The sequence below is a fragment of the Thermogemmatispora argillosa genome, assembly GCF_059696725.1.
In genome coordinates, this window is record NZ_AP019377.1 from 1,938,217 (window position 1) to 1,956,517 (window position 18,301).

The 18,301-nt window shown below is 60.2% G+C and carries 15 protein-coding genes; 3 read left to right on the forward strand and 12 right to left on the reverse strand.

Annotation, left to right across the window (positions count from 1 at the left end; genetic code table 11):
• The first annotated feature begins 54 nt into the window (after positions 1–54).
• Positions 55–2,367, forward strand: a complete 2,313-nt coding sequence (locus tag AC6H1L_RS07515) for a WD40 repeat domain-containing serine/threonine protein kinase (protein WP_497600908.1) — start codon at positions 55–57, stop codon at positions 2,365–2,367.
• A gap of 252 nt (positions 2,368–2,619) precedes the next feature.
• On the opposite strand, the gene AC6H1L_RS07520 is transcribed toward AC6H1L_RS07515, so the two are convergent.
• Genes AC6H1L_RS07520 through AC6H1L_RS07530 form a run of 3 tightly spaced genes read right to left on the reverse strand, consistent with a single transcriptional unit; the run spans position 2,620 to position 4,364 of the window.
• Positions 2,620–2,928 (reverse strand): hypothetical protein, encoded by a 309-nt coding sequence (locus AC6H1L_RS07520; RefSeq protein WP_497600909.1) that lies wholly within the window; start codon positions 2,926–2,928, stop codon positions 2,620–2,622.
• A 13-nt stretch (positions 2,929–2,941) separates the two neighbouring features.
• The gene (locus AC6H1L_RS07525; RefSeq protein WP_497600910.1) at positions 2,942–4,012 is read right to left on the reverse strand and encodes a hypothetical protein; all 1,071 of its coding nucleotides are present in this window, start codon (positions 4,010–4,012) and stop codon (positions 2,942–2,944) included.
• 16 nt (positions 4,013–4,028) lie between these two features.
• A complete protein-coding gene (locus tag AC6H1L_RS07530; protein ID WP_497600911.1) occupies positions 4,029–4,364 on the reverse strand; it encodes a hypothetical protein in 336 nt (111 codons plus the stop codon).
• Between the two features lie 834 nt (positions 4,365–5,198).
• Here AC6H1L_RS07530 and AC6H1L_RS07535 point away from each other — a divergent pair.
• Positions 5,199–5,666, forward strand: a complete 468-nt coding sequence (locus tag AC6H1L_RS07535; RefSeq protein WP_497600912.1) for an SRPBCC family protein — start codon at positions 5,199–5,201, stop codon at positions 5,664–5,666.
• 188 nt (positions 5,667–5,854) lie between these two features.
• Here the strand turns inward: AC6H1L_RS07535 and AC6H1L_RS07540 are convergent, their stop codons facing one another.
• The 7 genes from AC6H1L_RS07540 to AC6H1L_RS07570 form a co-directional block, all read right to left on the reverse strand.
• The gene (locus tag AC6H1L_RS07540; protein WP_497600913.1) at positions 5,855–7,021 is read right to left on the reverse strand and encodes an ABC transporter permease; all 1,167 of its coding nucleotides are present in this window, start codon (positions 7,019–7,021) and stop codon (positions 5,855–5,857) included.
• Positions 7,018–7,806 (reverse strand): heme ABC exporter ATP-binding protein CcmA, encoded by a 789-nt coding sequence (gene ccmA / locus AC6H1L_RS07545; protein ID WP_497600914.1) that lies wholly within the window; start codon positions 7,804–7,806, stop codon positions 7,018–7,020. The genes AC6H1L_RS07540 and ccmA overlap by 4 nt, the downstream gene beginning before the upstream one ends.
• 61 nt (positions 7,807–7,867) lie before the next feature.
• Positions 7,868–8,488 carry a TetR/AcrR family transcriptional regulator gene (locus AC6H1L_RS07550; RefSeq protein ID WP_497600915.1) on the reverse strand — a complete coding sequence of 207 codons (621 nt, stop codon included), beginning with the start codon at positions 8,486–8,488 and terminating at the stop codon, positions 7,868–7,870.
• 114 nt (positions 8,489–8,602) lie between these two features.
• Entirely contained in the window at positions 8,603–9,853 is a 1,251-nt protein-coding gene (locus tag AC6H1L_RS07555) for a PQQ-dependent sugar dehydrogenase (protein ID WP_497600916.1), read from the reverse strand.
• A 163-nt stretch (positions 9,854–10,016) separates the two neighbouring features.
• Positions 10,017–10,247 (reverse strand): helix-turn-helix transcriptional regulator, encoded by a 231-nt coding sequence (locus AC6H1L_RS07560; RefSeq protein ID WP_497600917.1) that lies wholly within the window; start codon positions 10,245–10,247, stop codon positions 10,017–10,019.
• Positions 10,248–10,494: 247 nt separating this feature from the next.
• A complete protein-coding gene (locus AC6H1L_RS07565) occupies positions 10,495–11,799 on the reverse strand; it encodes a hypothetical protein (RefSeq protein ID WP_497600918.1) in 1,305 nt (434 codons plus the stop codon).
• A complete protein-coding gene (locus tag AC6H1L_RS07570; RefSeq protein ID WP_497600919.1) occupies positions 11,780–12,448 on the reverse strand; it encodes a sigma-70 family RNA polymerase sigma factor in 669 nt (222 codons plus the stop codon). Before AC6H1L_RS07570 ends, AC6H1L_RS07565 begins: the two co-directional genes overlap by 20 nt.
• Before the next feature lie 686 nt (positions 12,449–13,134).
• On the opposite strand from AC6H1L_RS07570, the gene AC6H1L_RS07575 reads away from it, so the two are divergent.
• Positions 13,135–14,016 (forward strand): DUF1028 domain-containing protein, encoded by an 882-nt coding sequence (locus AC6H1L_RS07575; protein WP_497600920.1) that lies wholly within the window; start codon positions 13,135–13,137, stop codon positions 14,014–14,016.
• Positions 14,017–14,192: 176 nt separating this feature from the next.
• Here the strand turns inward: AC6H1L_RS07575 and AC6H1L_RS07580 are convergent, their stop codons facing one another.
• Both AC6H1L_RS07580 and AC6H1L_RS07585 read right to left on the reverse strand, forming a co-directional pair.
• A complete protein-coding gene (locus AC6H1L_RS07580; RefSeq protein WP_497600921.1) occupies positions 14,193–16,025 on the reverse strand; it encodes an FAD-dependent oxidoreductase in 1,833 nt (610 codons plus the stop codon).
• A 512-nt stretch (positions 16,026–16,537) separates the two neighbouring features.
• Positions 16,538–17,764 carry a M20 family metallopeptidase gene (locus AC6H1L_RS07585; RefSeq protein ID WP_497600922.1) on the reverse strand — a complete coding sequence of 409 codons (1,227 nt, stop codon included), beginning with the start codon at positions 17,762–17,764 and terminating at the stop codon, positions 16,538–16,540.
• Positions 17,765–18,301 lie beyond the last annotated feature (537 nt).

An 18,301-nucleotide genomic window follows, 5' to 3' on the forward strand; every position in this document is an offset into this window, starting at 1 on the left:
ATAGGAGGCAGCCCAACCCAAGCGAACGCTTCATGAGCAGGAGAGACAAAGGCTGTGGATACATTGATCGGCTCCGTGATCGGGGGATACATTATTAAGCAGTTCATTGGCAGCGGCGGCATGGGCACGGTCTACCTGGCCGAGGACCCCATGATCGGTCAGCAGGTCGCCATCAAGGTGGTACGGGCCGAGGCCGCCGATTTCCCCGACGCAGAAAAAGCCCTTGAGCGCTTTAAGCAGGAAGCGCGTGCTGTGGCGAGCCTGGATCATCTGCATATTCTGCCACTGTATCGCTATGGAGAAGAGGAGACCGGTCAGGGTCGGCGCGCTTACATGGTGATGCAGTATCGCCCTGAAGGCTCGTTATGGGACTGGCTGCGCCGTCGTTCGGGCCTGGCCTCGCAGCAGTCGCTCAGCCGCGCCCCGCAGTTGCCAGCGGGCCTGCCTTCGGCCTGGCCCCTTAGCTTAAGCGAGGCCTCAGACTATCTTCAGCAGGCCGCTTCTGCTCTGCAGTATGCGCACGACCGTGGTATCGTCCACCGCGATATTAAGCCGGCCAATTTTTTGCTGCGCATCGAGGCCGGGCCGCGCGTGCATCTGTTGCTCTCCGATTTTGGTCTGGCCAAGTTTTTTTCTTTTAGCCTGGACACCAGCCATATTTTTGGGACGCCCCTCTATATGGCGCCCGAGCAGTTCGGCGGTGAGGCGCGCCCCGAGAGCGATCAGTATGCGCTGGCGGTGATGTTCTACCTGTTGTTGACCGGACGGACGCCTTTCGAGGGCGATCCGGCCCAGTTGATGCACCAGCATTTGAACAGAGAGCCACCGCCTTTGCGTTCTTTCAATCCTGCTCTGCCGGAAGCGCTGGAGGAGGTGTTTGCTCGCGCACTGGCTAAAAGTCCGCAGGCGCGCTATCCATCGATCGCCGCCTTCGCCGCCGCCTTTGATCATGCGGCTCGCAGCCGTTCGTCTTTGCTGCAGCCCCGCCTCGGGCTGCCGACGAAAAGCGAGCCGGCAAGCGATGCTAATCCGGCCAGTACCTTGCTGCTGCGGGAAGCGCCGGAACAGACCATCAGTTCCACCAGGCCAGCGGTGGAGAGGATCGAGCAGTTAAAGCTGCCGCGCAGCGGGCAGCCGCTGGCGCTGGGTGGCTTCTCAGGACCGGAGGGAGCGTCGGCACCTGGCAATACGCAGCAGCGGCAGGCAGCGGCCTCAGCCCCGACGGTCTTCGCCACGTCGGCTGTGCCCCCTCGCTCGCCAGACCTGTGGCAGCCTGGGCCACCTCCTCCCTCGCTGCCTCAGCCATCGTCAGCAGGGTCGCGGAGGAGGATGGGGCTGCCTCGTCTGCGCTCGCTGCAGGTGCCTGCCTGGGTAGAGCGCTGGCCTGGCAAGGCCTTGAGTCGGCGGCGCGCCTTGGCGTTGATGGCCGCTGGGGCGATTGGGGTGGGCGTTATGGGGGCCAGTCTGTATTTGCTGCTGAATAGTCGTCCTTCGCAGGCCCTGGCCGTTTTACAAGGTCATCAAGACAGTGTGACAAGCCTGGCCTGGTCTCCCGATGGGGCGCATCTGGTTTCAGGTTCGCGTGATCAGACGGCGCGCCTCTGGCTGGCGAGTGAGGCCCGGTCGGTGCTCACTTACAGTCTCCAGGCTACTCCTATCCTGGCGGTGGCCTGGAGCGCCGACGGGACGCTGCTGGCCTCGGGCGGAGAGAATCATTCGGTGCAGATCTGGACGACAAGCGGGGCTTTACAGCAGACGTTTAACGATCTGGGCGCTCCCGTCAGTGCTCTGGTGTGGACGGAGCGCCGCGATGTGCTGCTGGCTGGTACGCTTGGTAACGGTGGTCACGAGCTGCTGGTCAATGGGCGGACGACGCGCAGTTTGCTGAAGGCCCGCATTCGGGCTTTGGCCCTGGCCCCCGGGGGTGAGACGCTGGCGCTGGCCCTCGATAGTGGTCTGGTGGTGACCTTAAGCTTGAGTGACCGACGCCTCTTACAAAGCTATCGTCGTCACCGCGGGGCTGCTCTGAGTGTCGCTTGGTCCCCTGACGGCACGCTGCTGGCTTCGGGTGGGGCCGATCACCAGGCGGTGATCTGGGATAGTGTTTCGGGCGTCGTTCAGGCGCGGCTGAGCCATCCCGGCCCGGTCAATGGCCTGGCCTGGGACCCTGCGACGTCTGGACGCCTGGCAACGGCTTGCAGCGATGAGCATGTACGCGTCTGGACGCTGGGCAGTAACGGCGCCGCGGCTCGCGCGACGGTCTACAGCGGCCATCACGGCAGCGTTACTGCTGTGGCCTGGGGTCAGCAGGCCCTGGCTTCCGCTTCAACAGATCACACTGTGATCTTGTGGCGCGTAAACGGATAGGAGAAGCCTGGGAAGCGGGCGATGACGAACTGGGCTGGGCTGGGCTGGGCAGCGTGGGCATCCAGGCTAAGAAAAGAAGCAGGCACAGCAGTCAAAGCGCTTTGAAAGAGGGAGGGCTTGCCAGGAGCCTGCCAGCCCCTCTTTCAAAGCCTGCAGGTTTTTCTTGGTCTATCGCTCAGAGAGCCTTTGAGCCTGGCCGGCGCAGCGGCAGATGTTAGAGCAAGATCGTCTCCAAAGAGAATATGACGCAAATTATATCCGTATAAATGACTCATAGAGAGCATAATTGAGGTAGGTCAGACGATGATAATCATAGCCAAGCGCTATGAGCTGCTGCAGTCTGAGATCTTGAGGCGAGCCAATGGGAAAAACATAGTAAGGAGGCGAAAGGGTCGCCTCGACCAGGGAGCGATAGGGCGGGTAACGATCAAGGCCAGGTCGCAGCCCAGCATCCAGGACACTGCATAGAATGCGCTCAGTGCTCAGAAAAGCGAGCCGGTCACACGTCCAATAGTCTGCATAGATATGGGTAGCGCCTTGTCTCTGAAGAAAGTTAATCAAAGCCTGTTGCTCCTCATTCACCCTTTGAACGAACCCCAGGAGCCTGAGCCAGGAGCTGGCCACTTCCCAACCACCAAACAGCTACAACCATACCCACTGTTAACATTGCCCCAAGGCGAGCAGCTTGAAAAGGCGGTTTGCAGAGCAAGCGATCAGAGGGCAAGGAGGCTAGACGCCAGAGAGGGAAAAGCACGGCCGGAAGGCTAATGATCAGGCCGACCAGGTAGCGAGATGAAGGCCAGGGAGTAAGCGCAGCCTGGGGGAAAAGACAATAGAGAAAAAGGGTGCCGCCAGCGCCTCCCAGAATCATGAGTCTGGCTCCCTCCACATATCTGGTCCGAAGGGCATCAGGCCTGGCTTTCACGTCTGCTTGCCGTAAGCGCCACCAGGCGGAAAGGGCCTGGCCAGTCGCAAGGCACCAGAGCAGAAGGTAGCCGAAAGACCAGATCCCATGAAACGCCGTGCACAATTGAGCTTGGGGGTCAGCTTGCAATGGCCAGGCCCGGCTCGGCCCCAGCGTACACAAGGCATTGCCTCCTGTGGCCAAAGGCAGGCTCACCAACATTGCGCCGGCAATTTGTAAGGGCAACGAAGCTTGAGGTGCTGCCTGTCCTTCGGATAACGGCTTGCTGCTCGGCCCAATAGAGGGATAAGCAGGTTCGCGATAGCCGGGTCCAAGCAAAGAGAGAGCAGATGGCGAGGGAGGAACAGTGAGCTTATCGATAATCTCGGGAGCCAGGCCCAGCAGTACGCTACCCACTAGCACAAGGCAGAGTAGCGGTGACTTGAGCTGCTGGTGGTAGCCCTGAAGGAGGAAGAGAAAAGCAGTTCCTACAAAAGGCAGCACGAGCGGATCGCTCCAGATGCTCACACCGGCCAAAAAGCCCCAGAGACCAAGAGCCATGCCATCAAGGCATTTTGACGCTTGCTGATTCATGATATGCCTCTGGCGCCCAAACACAAGCCAGCAGCTTACCAGCAAGAGGAGAGAGCAAAAAAAGAGGACATCAGGCGCCCCGCCAGCAGCCTCAAGCTCCCTAAAGAGCACCTCGCCAGGGCCAGCCCCAACTATCAAGATGGTCACCAGTGCCATTGCTCTGCTATAGAGCAAACTGGTAAGTAAATAGATCTGTATCAGAAACAAGCCAAAGAGAAGCAGGACGCTTAAGCGGAGAGTCAGGACCGAGGGGCCCCCGAGGTGGAAAAAAGAAGGCAGCCAGATAGGCATCAATGGGAGCCAGGTAGTCCTGACCGTAGAAGACCAGGGGGCGTGCGCCCTGATAGGCAATGTGGAGAGCCATGAGGCCCATCGTCCCTTCGTCGCTATCAAGAGAGGGCCAGCCTAGCAGGATCAGATAGAAGCGTAGCAGAGAGGCAAGCAGAATGACTATAAATGCAGCAATATGATATTTGTCAAACAATTTGTTAATCTTCAAAGCCGCACCTCACATTACGGCTCCAGAGAGGTCCTCTCTGGAAACGCAGGCATAGTGCTTTGAGCTATCGGTAGCCGGCCCATAGGGGCTTGCCTGGTACACCAACGTAGGCTGTTCCGCCCGTGTCTGGCAGGCACGGCCGCCAACACCAACAGCAGCCGCCGCGAGATCGCAAAATGGCCAGCGTAGTCCCCTCTCAAGGGAGCAAGGCAACTCCTCATGGGAACGAAGATAGCCCCCTGGAGCAATTTGCAAGGCCGAGTTCTCGCTGACACAGGCGGTCAGGCGGACAAGCAAGAGCGTATTCAAGCAGCCTCCGCCCTTTGCCAGGGGCGAAATTCAGCAGAGCAGTCAGAGCTGTCTAAGAAATATTTATCATTTAATCCAATATAAACAGCAGAGACTGCCAATCATGGAGAAAAAAAGAAGGCAGTATTAGGGTTTCCTCCTTCCTTCTACTGTAGGCAATTGCAGATGAGAACCTTTATCATTTTCGAGGATAGCGTAGAAAATCTTGATTGTCAATATAGAGTGCCAGTAGTGCGGAAGCATCAGTGAGATAAGGAACAAGCTCACTTATGGTTAAGCCCTCCCCCAGGAGCTGATCAGGCGCAGGTGCGGGCCTGGGTATCCTCGCCGCCCCCGCGTCTGCCATGTGCCGAGCACTCCTGGTACTTCCTAGCCTCTGGATTGAAGCACCTTCATAGAGGGGATATACTGATCGTGTTGAGGAAGATTCCTTACACGCACCTCCCTGCCAGTCCCCACAGCACCATCATGCCGTCAGGGCTGGGCAGGGCCATACTATCTGGTGAGGAAGGTTTCGAGACCGCGATGGAAATCACGGGAAGTCAGCAGATCAAGGCCCCGCGCCAGCGTGTCTTCGACGCCCTGTTTGATCCCCAGGTGCTCAAGGAGAGCATCCCGGGCTGCGAGAATGCCGAGTACGTTGAGAACCCCGATGGGCGCACGGGGCGCGAGCTGAAGCTAGTTATTTCTCCCAACGTTCCCGGTTTGAAAGGACCCTATACGGTCTACGTGCGCACCGGTGAGGTTGTGGCCCCCGAGCGCGTCGTGCTACTCAGCGAGCCGTACAACGCCCTGGGCCGCATCAAGGCTAGCTGTACGATCACGCTCACCGAGGACGGCGCCGCGGCGACCAACTTGAACTATGCCGCCGAAGCCATCCTTGAAGGCAAGATCGCTGCTACTCCCGAGGTCGTGATGAAAAATACGCTCAAGCTGGCCCTCGATCAGTTCTTCAAGAACTTCGAGAAGCAGGTCGGCGCCATCACGGCCTGAGTGCCTGCGCACGAAGGCTCACAGCCGAGAGCTACCCCCTCGCCTCCTGCGCGGCGCCAATCAGGAGATGCCGGCGCCCGCGCAGGACCGAGGCTGGTTATCCACTCAGCTCTTCCTTCTCCTCCCATCCCGTCCTCTCTGATGCTGTCTCCCTGCGGAGCCTCCTTTCTCGCTCAGCCTTCCTTCCATCAGGCCACTTGACGCCTCACGGTCAAGGCGCTTAATCCAATCATCAACAGCATAAAGATCAGTAGCGCTGCTAGCTGCGGGGCAATCTGGCCGAAATCGCTCCCTTTGAGCATCACAGCGCGCAGGGCCTCATTGGCATAGGTCAGCGGGAGCAGATAGGAGACGGGCTGTAACCAGGTGGGAAGCTGGCCCACCGGCCAGAAGATGCCCGAGAGCAGAACCTGCAGCCCGAAGACCAGTGGAATGAACTGGATGATCTGAAATTCGTTTTGGGCAAAGGTCGAGAGGAAGATGCCCAGATTGACGCCGCTCACCGTCAGCAGGATCGTTACCAGGAAGACCAGGCCGAGATTTCCCTGATAGTGCACTCGCAGTACAAAGATTACAAAGAGCAAGACGACGACGGCCTGCACCAGGGCGAAGAGCGTGAAGCCGCAGACGTAGCCCATGACCAGCTCAGCACGGCCCAGAGGCGAGGCCAGAACCCGCTCGATCGTGCCCTGGGAACGCTCGCGCAGGAAGGCAACGGAGGTCAGCAGGAAGACGAAGAAGAAGGAGAAGACGCCGATAAAGACAGGGGCCAGCGCATCGTTAGCGGTATAGTCGGGGCCGCCATGAAGATAGCGCGGGGCGGCCAGTGTCAAGAGCGGGATGGTCTGTGCCCCGACAGGAGGGGCCTGTCCTGCTGTCTGGCTGGCTCGACTCTGGGCCTGCGCCAGGGCCACATCTAGCTGACGTACCAGAGCCGTTACGCTCTCACGCAGGGCGCTGGCGACCGCAGGATCAGATCCCTCAAGCACGAGTTGCAGCCTCGCCTGCCCGCCACGCGCCAGTTGGGTCGCCAGATCGGCCGGGAAGATCAGCGCCGCATCGGCCTCTCCTTTGTTGAGGACGTCCTCCACCTCATCGGCCCGAACCGCTATGGTCTTCAGACGTGAGGCCGGCGGCAAGAGACGATCAATTAGCGCGTTGAGGTCAGCGCTGCCGGCCCCCGTGGGACGCACCAGGGCCAGCGTGGGGACACTACCGCTGCTCTCTGTGAGCACAACATACAAGACGCTCATCACGAGCAAGGGCACGAGAAAAACCAGCGCCAGAGTACGTCTGTCACGCACGATTTGACGTATAATACGTGATGTCAATGCCAGGACGCGCGTACCATTCATGCTGTGGCCTCCTTTTGCTGTCCCCGCCCGGCATAGTAGAGAAAGGCCGCCTCCATATCGCTGGTTCCGGCCTCCGCTAGCAGCTCCTGTGGCGTACCGCAGGCCAGCAGCTTGCCAAAGCGCAGCAGTCCCAGTCGCTGGCAGCGCGCCGCCTCGTCTAAATGATGGGTCGAGACGATAATCGTCGTTCCTTCGCGATTGAGCTGGGCGAAGTAATCCCAGAAGGAGCGACGCAGCTCGGGATCAACGCCGACCGTCGGCTCATCTAACAAGGCCAGTCGCGGACGATGCACCAGCGCGCAGGCCAGCGAGAGACGTTGACGCATGCCGCCGCTAAAGGTCGCAACGACCCGATCAGCGCTGGCGCTCAGCTCGACACGCTCTAGCATCTCAGCGATGCGCCGCTCGCGCTCCTCTCCGCGCAGACCATAGATGCTGCAGAAGAAGCGCAGATTCTCGCGCGCCGTCAGATCAAGATAGAGCGCGCTGAGCTGGGTCATGTAGCCGATCGAAGCCGCCACCGTCGGATCGGGCAGCCGCCGCCCAAGCACGCGCACACTGCCAGCCGTGGGACGCACCAACCCCGCCAGGATGCGCATCAGGGTGGTTTTGCCGGAGCCATTGGGGCCAACCAGTCCAAAGGTCTCCCCGGCCCCAACGCTGAGGTTTAGCCCATCTAGCACCCGCATCTTGCCAAAAATCTTGACCAGGCCCTCACAGATGACAGGCGGCTCACTTGCGATCGCCTGCCATGAGGTCGCTTCCTTCGGACTGCTCTCAGCCATCGCGCTCACTCCTCTCCATTAACTGGCTGATTAATTAATAAGCAATGCCAAAAAAAAGCCGCTAGCCCGCTGGTAGCAAGCCAGGTAGCACCGTCTTCAGCACCAGCGAGGCCAGTTCCTCGTGCGAATAGCGCAACACACTGGCATCGCGCAGCACCTGGCGGCGCATGACCAGGCCCATCATGGCGCTCAGGAGCACCTGGGCCACCTCCTCGGGATCGACCTCCGCGCGCACTACTCCCTTCTCGCGCTGCAGATGCAGGTAACGCTTGAGCCTGCTGATGACCTGCGGCAGAAAGAGAGCGGGCAGAGCGGGAACGGTACTATCGTGGAGCAGCTCCGAGAGCACGGTACGGATCAGGCTGAAAACCTGCTCACTCTCAATAATGGTGAGAGCCTGCACCAGGATGGCACGCAAAAACTCGGGAGGCGGGGCATCCGACTGCTCCGGAGCCAACTGCTCAAAGAGGCGCAGCGGCGAGCGACTCTCAATCACCGCCTGCAGGAGAGCATCCTTATCGGCAAAATAATAGTAGATCAGGCCCGGCGTAATGCCCGCTTCGCGAGCGATGTCCTTATTCGTAGCCCGCGCGACACCCTTGCGCGCAAAGACGCGCAAGGCCGCATCAATAATCTGCTCGCGGCGATCCTCTGATCCTTCCGCCTTCGGCCTGCGTGCCATGCTCGCCTCCCCCAAAATTTAATTTACTAGCTAATTAATAAGATAGCCTGACCTGGTGGAGTTGTCAAGCCCGCAGTGGGCGGGGAGAGGAGCGAGCGGCCCCGTCAAGTCAGGTCAGGGGTCGACGGTTGGCGCAGCCGTATAGCTAATGCGATAGATATAGCCGCCCTTATCGTCGCTCACATAGAGCGAGCCTTGAGGATCAATGGCCAGGCCTACCGGGCGCCCGGTAGCATCGTTATTATTCAGCAGCCAGCCGGTAGCGAAATCCTCGACCGGGCCGGCGACTGCGCCGTGGGAGTCGAGCGGGATAAAGACCACCTTGTAGCCCGTGGGTACCGTGCGATTCCAGGAGCCGTGGAAGGCCACAAAGAGGCCGTGGTAGTGAGCGGGGAACTGATTGGCCGTATAGAAGACCAGGCCCAGGGGGGCCGAGTGTGCCTGCATCTTTACGAGCGGCTGCACCACCCCGCGGCAATCGCCGGGGTGACCATAGTCGGGATCAATAATATCGCCGGCATGGCAGCGTGGCCAGCCATAGTTACCACCGTCCTGGAGGGCATAGATCGTCTCCGGGGGCGTATCATCGCCCATCAGATCGCGGCCATTATTGGTCACCCAGATCTGGTTATTCCACGGATTGATCGCCATCCCGACGGCATTGCGCAGGCCACGGGCGTAGATCCTGCCGCCGCTGCCATCGAGATTAAAGACCATCACTGTAGCGCGGCGGGGGTCAGACTCGATGCACACATTGCAGGAGGAGCCGATCGAGACATAGAGCCGGCCATCGGGGCCGATCAGGACTGTGCGCGTTACATGGTTGCCGCCAGTAGGCAGGTTCGGCACAATCACTTTGCGGCTCGTCACATGGAAGGAGGCATCCAGTGTAAAGCGGGTCACGCGCGAGGCCTCGCCCACGTAGAGTGCGCCTTGATAGAAGACAAGGCTGGTTGGATCATCGAGGCCCGAGACCACAACCACGCGGCGAGCGGCCTTCCCGCTGTGCGTTGGATCGGGCAGGGCCACAATACTACCGGTACCACGCTCGGCCACGAAGAGCGTCCCTTCAGGGCTAAAGGTAATAAAGCGAGGAGCCGAGAGACCTTGCGCGAAGACGGTGGCGCTAAAGCCTGGGGGAAGATGCAGACGAGCTACGGCGGCATTGCCGCCCACGAAATGCGAACCGGTCAGCAGGCCGCGCACCAGCGCCCGCTGACTATAGAGCAGGGCGGCCAGCACCACCAGCGCGGCCATCAGGAGCGAGAGAATCAGCACCAGGCGCCGTCGGCCGCGGCGGCGGACAGATCGCGCTAGCTGCTCACTCTTATCGAGGTGTAGACGGGCCTCTTTTTCGTCCGGCATAAAGCTTTCGCCCGGCTTGGGGCCTGCGCTGAACTGCCCACAGGGCCGCGCACACCCGAGGCCATCAAATTCCATCTAACACAGCACAGGACCAGGAAATAACGGCAGGCTCCTCAGCCACCAGCGCGCCACCCTGTCCGCCCTGGCCTGCCAGAGGGACTGGCTAAGAAACCAGCTCCAGCTGAGAGATCTCCAGAACACGCGCTAAGAGACGAACCTGATAAGGCTGAGGCTCCTCGCGCCCGTCCTCCAGATGGGCGATCGTTGTGCGACGCAGGCCGGTCATATCGGCTAATTGCCCGATACTGAGGCCGCGGCGCTGCCGCCAGAGGCGGAGATTGGGGAGACCGCGCCGTCGAGACTGTGCCTTCCTTTGGGTTGCCTGTGCCTTCATGGACCCCTCTCCTTTGAGGATAAGCTCCCTCCTTATGGCGCCTCCCGGCGTCATTGCAGAGTCAGCGCCGTCCTGTGCAGGATCTTCCCTGTTTTTGTCACGCGAGCAATCTAAGGTCTGCGCGACAAGCAGCGCTACGATCCTGCCCATTCTGTATACAGGATACCAGATCAGCCCGGCCTCTGTCCAGAGAGGAATCATTGGCTTAAGGTCAGGCCCCCAAAACGAGAGAGGCCCACCAGGCCAGCTAAGTGTGCTGCTGGTGCTTCGTCTGGGCAGGCGGAGCGTTGGTAGCCGGATGGCTCCCCTGGGCGCCCTGGGCCTGCGAGCTATGGGAGGCCCCTCCTTTAGCCTGACTCAGGCCATCGGCAGGCTGATCAGGTCCCACGAGGCGGAGATAGGGGCTATCCAGGCTACTATCGAGCGAGAGCGAGAGAATGACACCATCAAAGGGGCCAGGCAGGTAGCGATTCACCTCCGTCGCCGAAACCAACGACACGCCAGCGTGCAACAAGTGCTGTAGCTGCAGTTCCTCCAAGGAATCAGCCACGGAGAGCAAAGTCTCTACATTGAGGCCAGTTTGAGGCACGCACTGGCCTGCGATCCAGAAGACGACCCCATTGCGCTGGGTAAGTAGCTCGCAATGCCCGTTGTAGATCCAGCGACGAGCATACGTATTGATCGTGACCCATTGGCCTTCGACATAGATAGCCGCTGCGCGCCCCTGATCATCGACCTGGAGGGGATGGATAGCATCGGCCTCTACGACTTGATAGACCTGACCATGAGGCTTAAACTCGCGGATCGCTAGCTCACCAGCTTCATGCCACGGGCTTCCGGGGGCCATCAACGAGTAGCGGAACTCCAGCATTGGCCCATCGGTCCACACGGGCCAGCCCCGCACGTGGTCGCTATACAGATAAATGTTGCGCAGGACATAGTGATTAGGAATTTCAGTCGGCCAATAGAGGGGAAAATGGAGTTCGCGCTGCACAGCTAGCAAGCTCACCTGATCGTTGTGTCCGACAGTGGTATTGAGAGGCGAGCTAACCACAGGCCTTGTCAGCGGGCCATGTACCGGATAGACGCCGCTCTGCACCCCCTGCAGCAAGATCACCAGGCCAGAGGCGAACGAGGGAGCCGTGATGAGCATGGTCAGCAGCATGAAGAGCAGAAGCGAGACGCCGGCCAAGAGCAGGCGCCGGCTCAGGCCCACCCCGTGGACCAGCTCTTTCCAGACACGTCGCTCCTCTACGACGAAGAGCCGACGCTGCAGCTTCAAGCGCTGAAAAACGCGGGACCGTATTCTTTGTTCGAAACCAGGATCAACAGGTGCAAAACGCGGATCTTCGGACTCAAGTAAGGTATGCACAAAGTATGGCGGGATTTCCTCTTCGGGGAGAGAGAAGAGCGTATCCAGCTCCTGGGCGAAAGCCACTTCCTCCTCACTGAAGTCGGGAGGCAGTGTTACCCTGCGGCCACCGAATGAGAAAGAGACAGCATCGCGACATTCCCTGTTCTCTGCCTGCTCCTCAAATTCGCTCATACTCATGTGCATACTCCTTGAGCGCCTCGCGCAAGCTCTTCCGCGCTCGCCACAGGCGAGTATCGACCGCGTGGCGAGTAAGACCTGTTCTGGCCGCCAGCTCTTCCGTGCTGGCGAACCGGAAATAGCGCTGATAGATCAGGTAGCGGTCAAGCTCAGGCAACGTCGCCAAGGCCAGGCGCAATTCTTCGCGCCGTTCGTTCTGTTCCAGCAGAAGCTCCATGCTGGTATCAGGATGAGGAGGCAAAGGAACCCGATTATCCTGTTCCTGGCCACCCCATCGGTTCCCTTTTCGCCCACCGCTGCCATCGGCGGCAGCCCACTGACTATTTTCCTCCGCTGGCTGGACAGCGTGCACCTGTCGTCGACAGAGCTGACGGCGTCGGTCCAGCGCAATATACTTCGCGCGCATCGTCAGCCAGGTACGGAGCGTACCACGACTGGCATCGAAGGTCTCGATCTCCTGCCAGGCGGCCACAAAGAGATCGTTGACGCATTCCTCAGCATCCTGGGCTACCCCCACCCCATTCAGAATCAGCCGAATAAAATAATAAATCTCGCGCGAATAACGCGCAATGAGGGTCTCCAGGGCATCGGGATTGCGCTCCTTCAACTGCTGAACGAGGTCTTCATCCGACCAGTCCTGTCGCACCATGCTCGCTCCTTGGGGTATCAGGTATATCCTCCCACAAACAGGACCTGCTTGCCGACCACCTCTTCAGCAAGTCGTGTGGCGTCACCGCGCACCGCGGCAGCGCCCCTGGCTGGGGGATATACCGAGTGGTGGTGCTGCGCCATCATCCAACAACATACTACGCCCCGCCCCGCGGGGCTTCTCACATACTCAGCCGCTGCGGCCATCGCCCGTGTCCGTCCGCCCCGTCTGTGTCGTGCTTGCCACTCCCCTTCCACCCTCTCTGGCCTATCATTCTGCGTAGGTGTCCCTGGTGCTTGCTGGCCCTTGATTTGTCTCCCCTTGGACCCGTGTTGCTTCCTTGCACTCCCTCTGGCGTATGGGTTGCTCCCTTCTCCCGCGCGTGAGTACTGCTGCTTGTCGCTTGCCGTTGCCAGTGATGGCGTTTTTTCCATTGTGACGGAAAGCTTGCTGAAAGTCAAGGCCACAGGTGCCCTGGACTCCTGTGGTAAAGATTCTTCTCCCTGTTCCTGACACCCTCTGGTCTCTCTGATGGCCCAGGCTCTCGCTCTTCTCCGCGTTCCTGCATCAGCGCCCGCTTACTTTCGGGACCAGGGCATGTTATAATACCTCAACATCATAGCTCAACGCATGGCTCAATCAACGTAACCCAATCCAACCAGCTTCACGTGAAGGGGTGCCTGAAGATGACCTTCTCCATTGTGGCCCGTGATCCTCAGACGGGCGAGCTGGGCATTGCCGTCCAATCGAAGTTTCTGGCTGTGGGGGCTGTTGTTCCCTGGGCCAGGGCTGGCATCGGCGCCATCGCTACTCAATCCTGGGCCAATACCACCTATGGCCCTCGTGGTTTAGAGTTGTTGGCTCGCGGCCTCTCGGCTGCCGAGACGCTAGAGCAGCTACTGGCGGACGACGCGGAGCGCGCCAAGCGTCAGGTGGGCATTGTGCCCGCCAGTGGGGCGCCGGTTACTTATACGGGTGCTGAGTGCTTCCCTTGGGCCGGTGGGCGCGTCGGGGAGCACTATGCCTGTCAGGGCAATATTTTGGTGAGCGAGGAAACCGTGAACGCGATGGCGCGCACTTTTGAAGAGATGTCGGGGCCGCTTTGTGATCGTTTGCTGGCTGCTCTGGCCGCCGGGCAGGCGGCTGGCGGCGACAGTCGTGGTCAGCAGTCGGCAGCCTTGCTGGTGGTGCGCGAGAAGGGAGGCTATGGCGGTTTCAACGACCGCTTTATTGATCTGCGCGTTGATGACCATCCCCGTCCGATTGAGGAGCTGGCTCGCCTTCTGCGGCTGCACAAGCTCTATCTCTTCCCGCCTGATCCGCAAGATATTTTGCCGATTGATGAGGCGATCGCCCGCGAGTTGCAGGAGTTGCTCAGGCGCAGCGGTGACTACCGCGGTCCGCTCTCGGGCGTCTTTGATGAGGGGACACGTGAGGCTTTCTGGCACTTCTGTGGACGCGAGAATCTGGAAGAGCGCTGGTTGGAGGGGGAACGCATCGATCGCGTGGTCCTGGACTTCATGCGCGAGCGTCTGGGTGGCCAGCCCGACGGCGGCGAGACGGCTTGATGAATGAGGAGAGAGCGGGGGTGGCTGCTCTCCTCTCATTGGAGCCTGGGCCACTCCTTTTTCTAGCTATCTATGGCCTCGTTTGGGCTAGTCGTGTGAAATAAACTTTGTGAAGAAGGGGAGCAGTCCGCCGTTTGAACTGCTCCCCTGGTTGTTTTGCCTGGCCTTAGTGGTGCCTAGCGCCGGGCTGTGGCCTGGCTGCGATTGAGCACAGGGATCTTGGAGACGGTCCAGCGATCGTTCGGGCTGGCGACCTCGAACTGCACCATTGAGATGGCGTCGGTCGGGCAGCGCACAATACACAGACCGCAGCGGATACACTTCTCCTCGTCGATGATCATGTCGGCACCGCCCTCCCAGCTCTCGGCAAGCTGATGCAGGGGATCGCCCTTGACCACGCGCGAGAGGCCTTCCATGCTGATGCAGTCGTAGGGACAGATATCGACGCAGCCCGAGCAGAGGATACAGATCGAGGGGTCGATCATGATATTGAGCTGGCACTGCAAGCAGCGCCGAGCCTGAATGACCGCCTGCTCGGGAGTGTAGCCGGTTTCGGTCTCGCGCGTATAGCTATAGCGCTCCTTGACGGGCAGTGACGGAATATTCTCGTGTGGGATCGACTCATAGTCGTCAACCATGCCGCGGCGGTAGTCAGGCAGTTCGATCTCTTCAGGCGGCTCTGCCGGTTTATCCTGCCCGCCGAGGTAGCGATTGATGGCGATGGCCGCATCGCGTCCGTCGGCGATAGCCGAGATGAGATTACGCGAGCCTTCGGTGAAGTCGCCGCCGGCGAAGAGGCCGGGATAGCTGGTCATCCAGGTCTCGCGATCAATCAGCGGCACGCCAGTGCGGCGATTGACCTCTAGATTCAGCTCTTTGGCCGGAATCCAGGAGGCATCACTGTATTGGCCGAAGGCGGCGATCACCATGTCGATGTCATCAAGGACAAACTCGCTGCCCGGGATGGGGATCGGGCGGCGGCGTCCACTGGAGTCGGGATCGCCGAGCTTGTTACGCACGAACTTAATGCCGCTGACGTGGATGCCATCCTTACTCAGAATTTCGGTCTGTGTCACCAGATACTGGAACTCGACGTTCTCGCGAATAGCCTCTTCGACCTCGTATTCGTCGGCGGGCTGCTCTTCTTTGGAGCGGCGATACATGACGTAGACCTTCTCGGCGCCGAAGCGGATGGCGGTGCGGCAGCAGTCCATTGCGGTGAAGCCGGAGCCGAGAACCACGACGCGCTTGCCGACAAAGACCGGCTCGCCGTAGTTGGTCTTGGCCAGGAACTCGATGCCGTTCATGACCCCGACCAGGTCGGCGCCAGGGACGACCTTGCCATCAGGCCCGGTGATGGGGTTGGAGATGTAGCAGCCGGCGGCCAGGAAGACGGCATCGTACTGCTTGAGCAGGTCAGTGAGCTGGATGTCGCGCCCGACGCGTGTGTTATAGATGACCTCGACGCCCAGGTCCTCCATGTACTCGTTGCATTCCTCATAGGTGACGCTGCGCGGCAGGCGCCAGATCGGGATGCCGTTGACCATGACACCGCCGGCCACGGGATCAGCCTCGTAGATGGTCACCGGATAGCCCATCTCGCGCAGATCGCGGGCGCAGGCAATGCCGGCAGCGCCGGCCCCGACAATGGCCACCTTCTTGTCTTTGGTGATCGGGGGCCGCTCGGCGCGATGGCGGAACTGGCGATGGTCGGCGGCGGCCCGCTTGAGCCAACAGATGGCTATCGGCTTGCCATCGATCTTGTTGCGCCGACAGACCGGCTCACAAGGGCGCGCGCAGGTGCGTCCCAGAACGCCAGGCACGACGTTAGCCTTGCGGTTGAGCAGGTAGGCCTCGTCAAAGCGGGCCTGCGAGATGAGGCCGATGTAGGTCGCGACGTCGGTATGCGCCGGACAGCCTACCTGGCACGGTATATTGGTTTGATACCAGTCGGGGCTTGCCAGGAAGGACTGGTATCGGGGTTCCAGTTCGCGATCAGGATCAATCATAGCGGGAGAATCCTTTCCTGAGCATCCGGTACTTGCTCTACTCAACCCGGAGTGACTTTCGGCTCTGTTTGCTTGAAGGCCGAAGAGTGAGGGGAAGCCAGGGCGGACCGTAGGGCGCTCGTCCTGCTTGCTGCTTGCCCGGTGCTATCTCTGCCTGTTTGTGTATCTGCTTCCTGCCAGTTCTCCTCTTCCCTGCTCAGCGAGCGGTTGACCCTTAGTTACGGCGGCCTCGTCAGGCTTCCTCTCTCCCTCTCTCCGGTTTTTCCGGTCAATGCACAGGTTCAGCTTGCTTTGCTGCTTGTTGCTAGCGTTGGCTGTTGTTTTTGACGAGACTGGACCGCTGTGCGGGGCGGTGTATTTCTTCCGTCCGTCAGATTATAGCATAGCGCATGGAGAGGAACAAGGCGCAAAGGGGCCAGAGCCTGGCTGTCAGGTGAGCAAGGTGCTCGACCTGGCTGTTGCCAGGGAGGGGCTCTGGCGCCGTAGCTGCTGACTGTCGTGGGCCTGTGCTGCTAGTGCGCGTGGGGGACTGCCGTGGTCTCTTCACGGGGGATCATGGCACAGCTTTCGGTGGGCAGCGGCGAGGCAATGAGGCCGGCGAGCAAGGCGGCGCGAGGTGCGACGCTGTCGAGCAAGAGGTACTCATCGGGGCTGTGGTCGTTGCCGCCGATGGGGCCGAGGCCATCGAGGGTGGGCACGCCGTAGAGGGCGGCATAGCTGGCGTCGGAGGCGCCGCCCGTCAGGACATGGTCCAGGGGGAAGCCGAGCATCGCGGCAATGGCCTGGGCCTGCTCTGCCATACGGCGGGTGATGGGTGTGCAGACCAGGGGATGCTTGAGATGTGGGTCCTCTTCAAGTTCCAGCCGGACACCGGGCACGCGCTGCTGTTGCAGGAGGGTGCGCCAGCGGGCTTCGGTGGCCTCTTTATCTTCCAGGCGCAGGAAGCGCAGGTCGAAGCGGGCTTCGGCGTAGTCGGGAACGACGTTGGTGGCGCTGCCGCCGCTGATGAGGCCTGGCGTGATGGTGAGGCCTTCGCGCCAGCCGGAGAGGCTGGCCAGTTGGAGGACCTGGTGGGCCAGTTCGATGATGGCGTTGCGGCCCTTCTCGGGTTCGACGCCGGCGTGGGCGGCTCTGCCGTAGGCGCGCAGGGTGTAGCCGGCGTTGCCTTTGCGGGCGCTGACGATGGCGCCGTTGGCGCGGGCGGCTTCCAGGACGAAGGCCCGGCGAGCGTCGTGGAGAACCTGCTGCATGAGGTCGTCGCAGTGGCGGACGTTGATTTCTTCGTCGGAGACGCAGAGAAACCGCAGTTCGCCGAAGGGCCGGTAGTTCAGGGCCTGCAGGGCTTCGAGGGCGTAGAGCGCCGCCAGGATGCAGCCTTTCATGTCGCAGACGCCGGGGGCGTAGAGGCGGTTGCCTTCGCGGCGCAGGGGACGCGCGGCGGCGGTGCCAACGGGATAGACGGTGTCGCTGTGGGCCAGGAGGACCACAATGTCGCTGTGATCGCCGTGGCCGTGTAGCTTGCCCAGCAGGTCGTTGCCCCATTCCTGGCGTTCGACAATGGTGATGTCCATGCCAAGGGCTTGGAGGCGTGTGGCAAGCCATTCCGTTGCTTGGTCGATGCCGGCTTTGTGAAAGGTGAATGTCTCAAAAGCGCAGAGTGTGCTCAATTCATCAATATAGCGCGCCAGTCGCTGGCGGACATATGCTTGAACGCTTACGACAAGCGAGTGCAGATCCATGATTGTCTCCCTACGGGCCAGGGCTTGTTTTGTTGTAATTAAACGAGAGGATAGACGAGTTGTGTATTCTTGTCAAGGGTTTGGAGGACATTTGTCTTTCATCTGCAATACATCGCTGTATCACTGGTATAGGTTGAGTCTTCCCCGGACCGTGCCACCTGGGCATCCGATCACGGATTTCAGGAGGGATTCACAACCAGCTTTGGCTTCTCTCAGCCTGTGAAAAGCAATCCTCTACGTACTTCTGCGGTCTCTGGCGATTTCGAACCTGATCCAGCGCTGGCTCCAGGACCGATTTTCACTGCTATTGCTTGGAAGCAAACCGCCAGCAAGGGGCAGCAGGGTCCTTCATTGCAACTGCAGCAGCCCAACTATGGGTTGCAGACTGGTTCCAAGCCGACATCCTCTTTTGCATCCGACCTGGAAGGGACATATCAGCCTAGCAAGCAGTCACGGCCCCTGCTCGTCCCCAAGGGAGCGCAGATTGGACCGGGAATTAGCTTTCAGATCCCTTCGTTTGAAGACGAAGAGCCTTGA

What these genes read in the sequence shown, in the direction of transcription:
- AC6H1L_RS07575 (WP_497600920.1), top strand. Translation starts at nt 13,135, where the DNA reads ATGACCTTCTCCATTGTGGCCCGTGATCCTCAGACGGGCGAGCTGGGC.
- ccmA (WP_497600914.1), bottom strand. Translation starts at nt 7,806, where the DNA reads ATGGCTGAGAGCAGTCCGAAGGAAGCGACCTCATGGCAGGCGATCGCA.
- AC6H1L_RS07560 (WP_497600917.1), bottom strand. Translation starts at nt 10,247, where the DNA reads ATGAAGGCACAGGCAACCCAAAGGAAGGCACAGTCTCGACGGCGCGGT.
- AC6H1L_RS07570 (WP_497600919.1), bottom strand. Translation starts at nt 12,448, where the DNA reads ATGGTGCGACAGGACTGGTCGGATGAAGACCTCGTTCAGCAGTTGAAG.
- AC6H1L_RS07580 (WP_497600921.1), bottom strand. Translation starts at nt 16,025, where the DNA reads ATGATTGATCCTGATCGCGAACTGGAACCCCGATACCAGTCCTTCCTG.
- AC6H1L_RS07565 (WP_497600918.1), bottom strand. Translation starts at nt 11,799, where the DNA reads ATGAGTATGAGCGAATTTGAGGAGCAGGCAGAGAACAGGGAATGTCGC.
- AC6H1L_RS07550 (WP_497600915.1), bottom strand. Translation starts at nt 8,488, where the DNA reads ATGGCACGCAGGCCGAAGGCGGAAGGATCAGAGGATCGCCGCGAGCAG.
- AC6H1L_RS07540 (WP_497600913.1), bottom strand. Translation starts at nt 7,021, where the DNA reads ATGAATGGTACGCGCGTCCTGGCATTGACATCACGTATTATACGTCAA.
- AC6H1L_RS07555 (WP_497600916.1), bottom strand. Translation starts at nt 9,853, where the DNA reads ATGCCGGACGAAAAAGAGGCCCGTCTACACCTCGATAAGAGTGAGCAG.
- AC6H1L_RS07535 (WP_497600912.1), top strand. Translation starts at nt 5,199, where the DNA reads ATGGAAATCACGGGAAGTCAGCAGATCAAGGCCCCGCGCCAGCGTGTC.
- AC6H1L_RS07585 (WP_497600922.1), bottom strand. Translation starts at nt 17,764, where the DNA reads ATGGATCTGCACTCGCTTGTCGTAAGCGTTCAAGCATATGTCCGCCAG.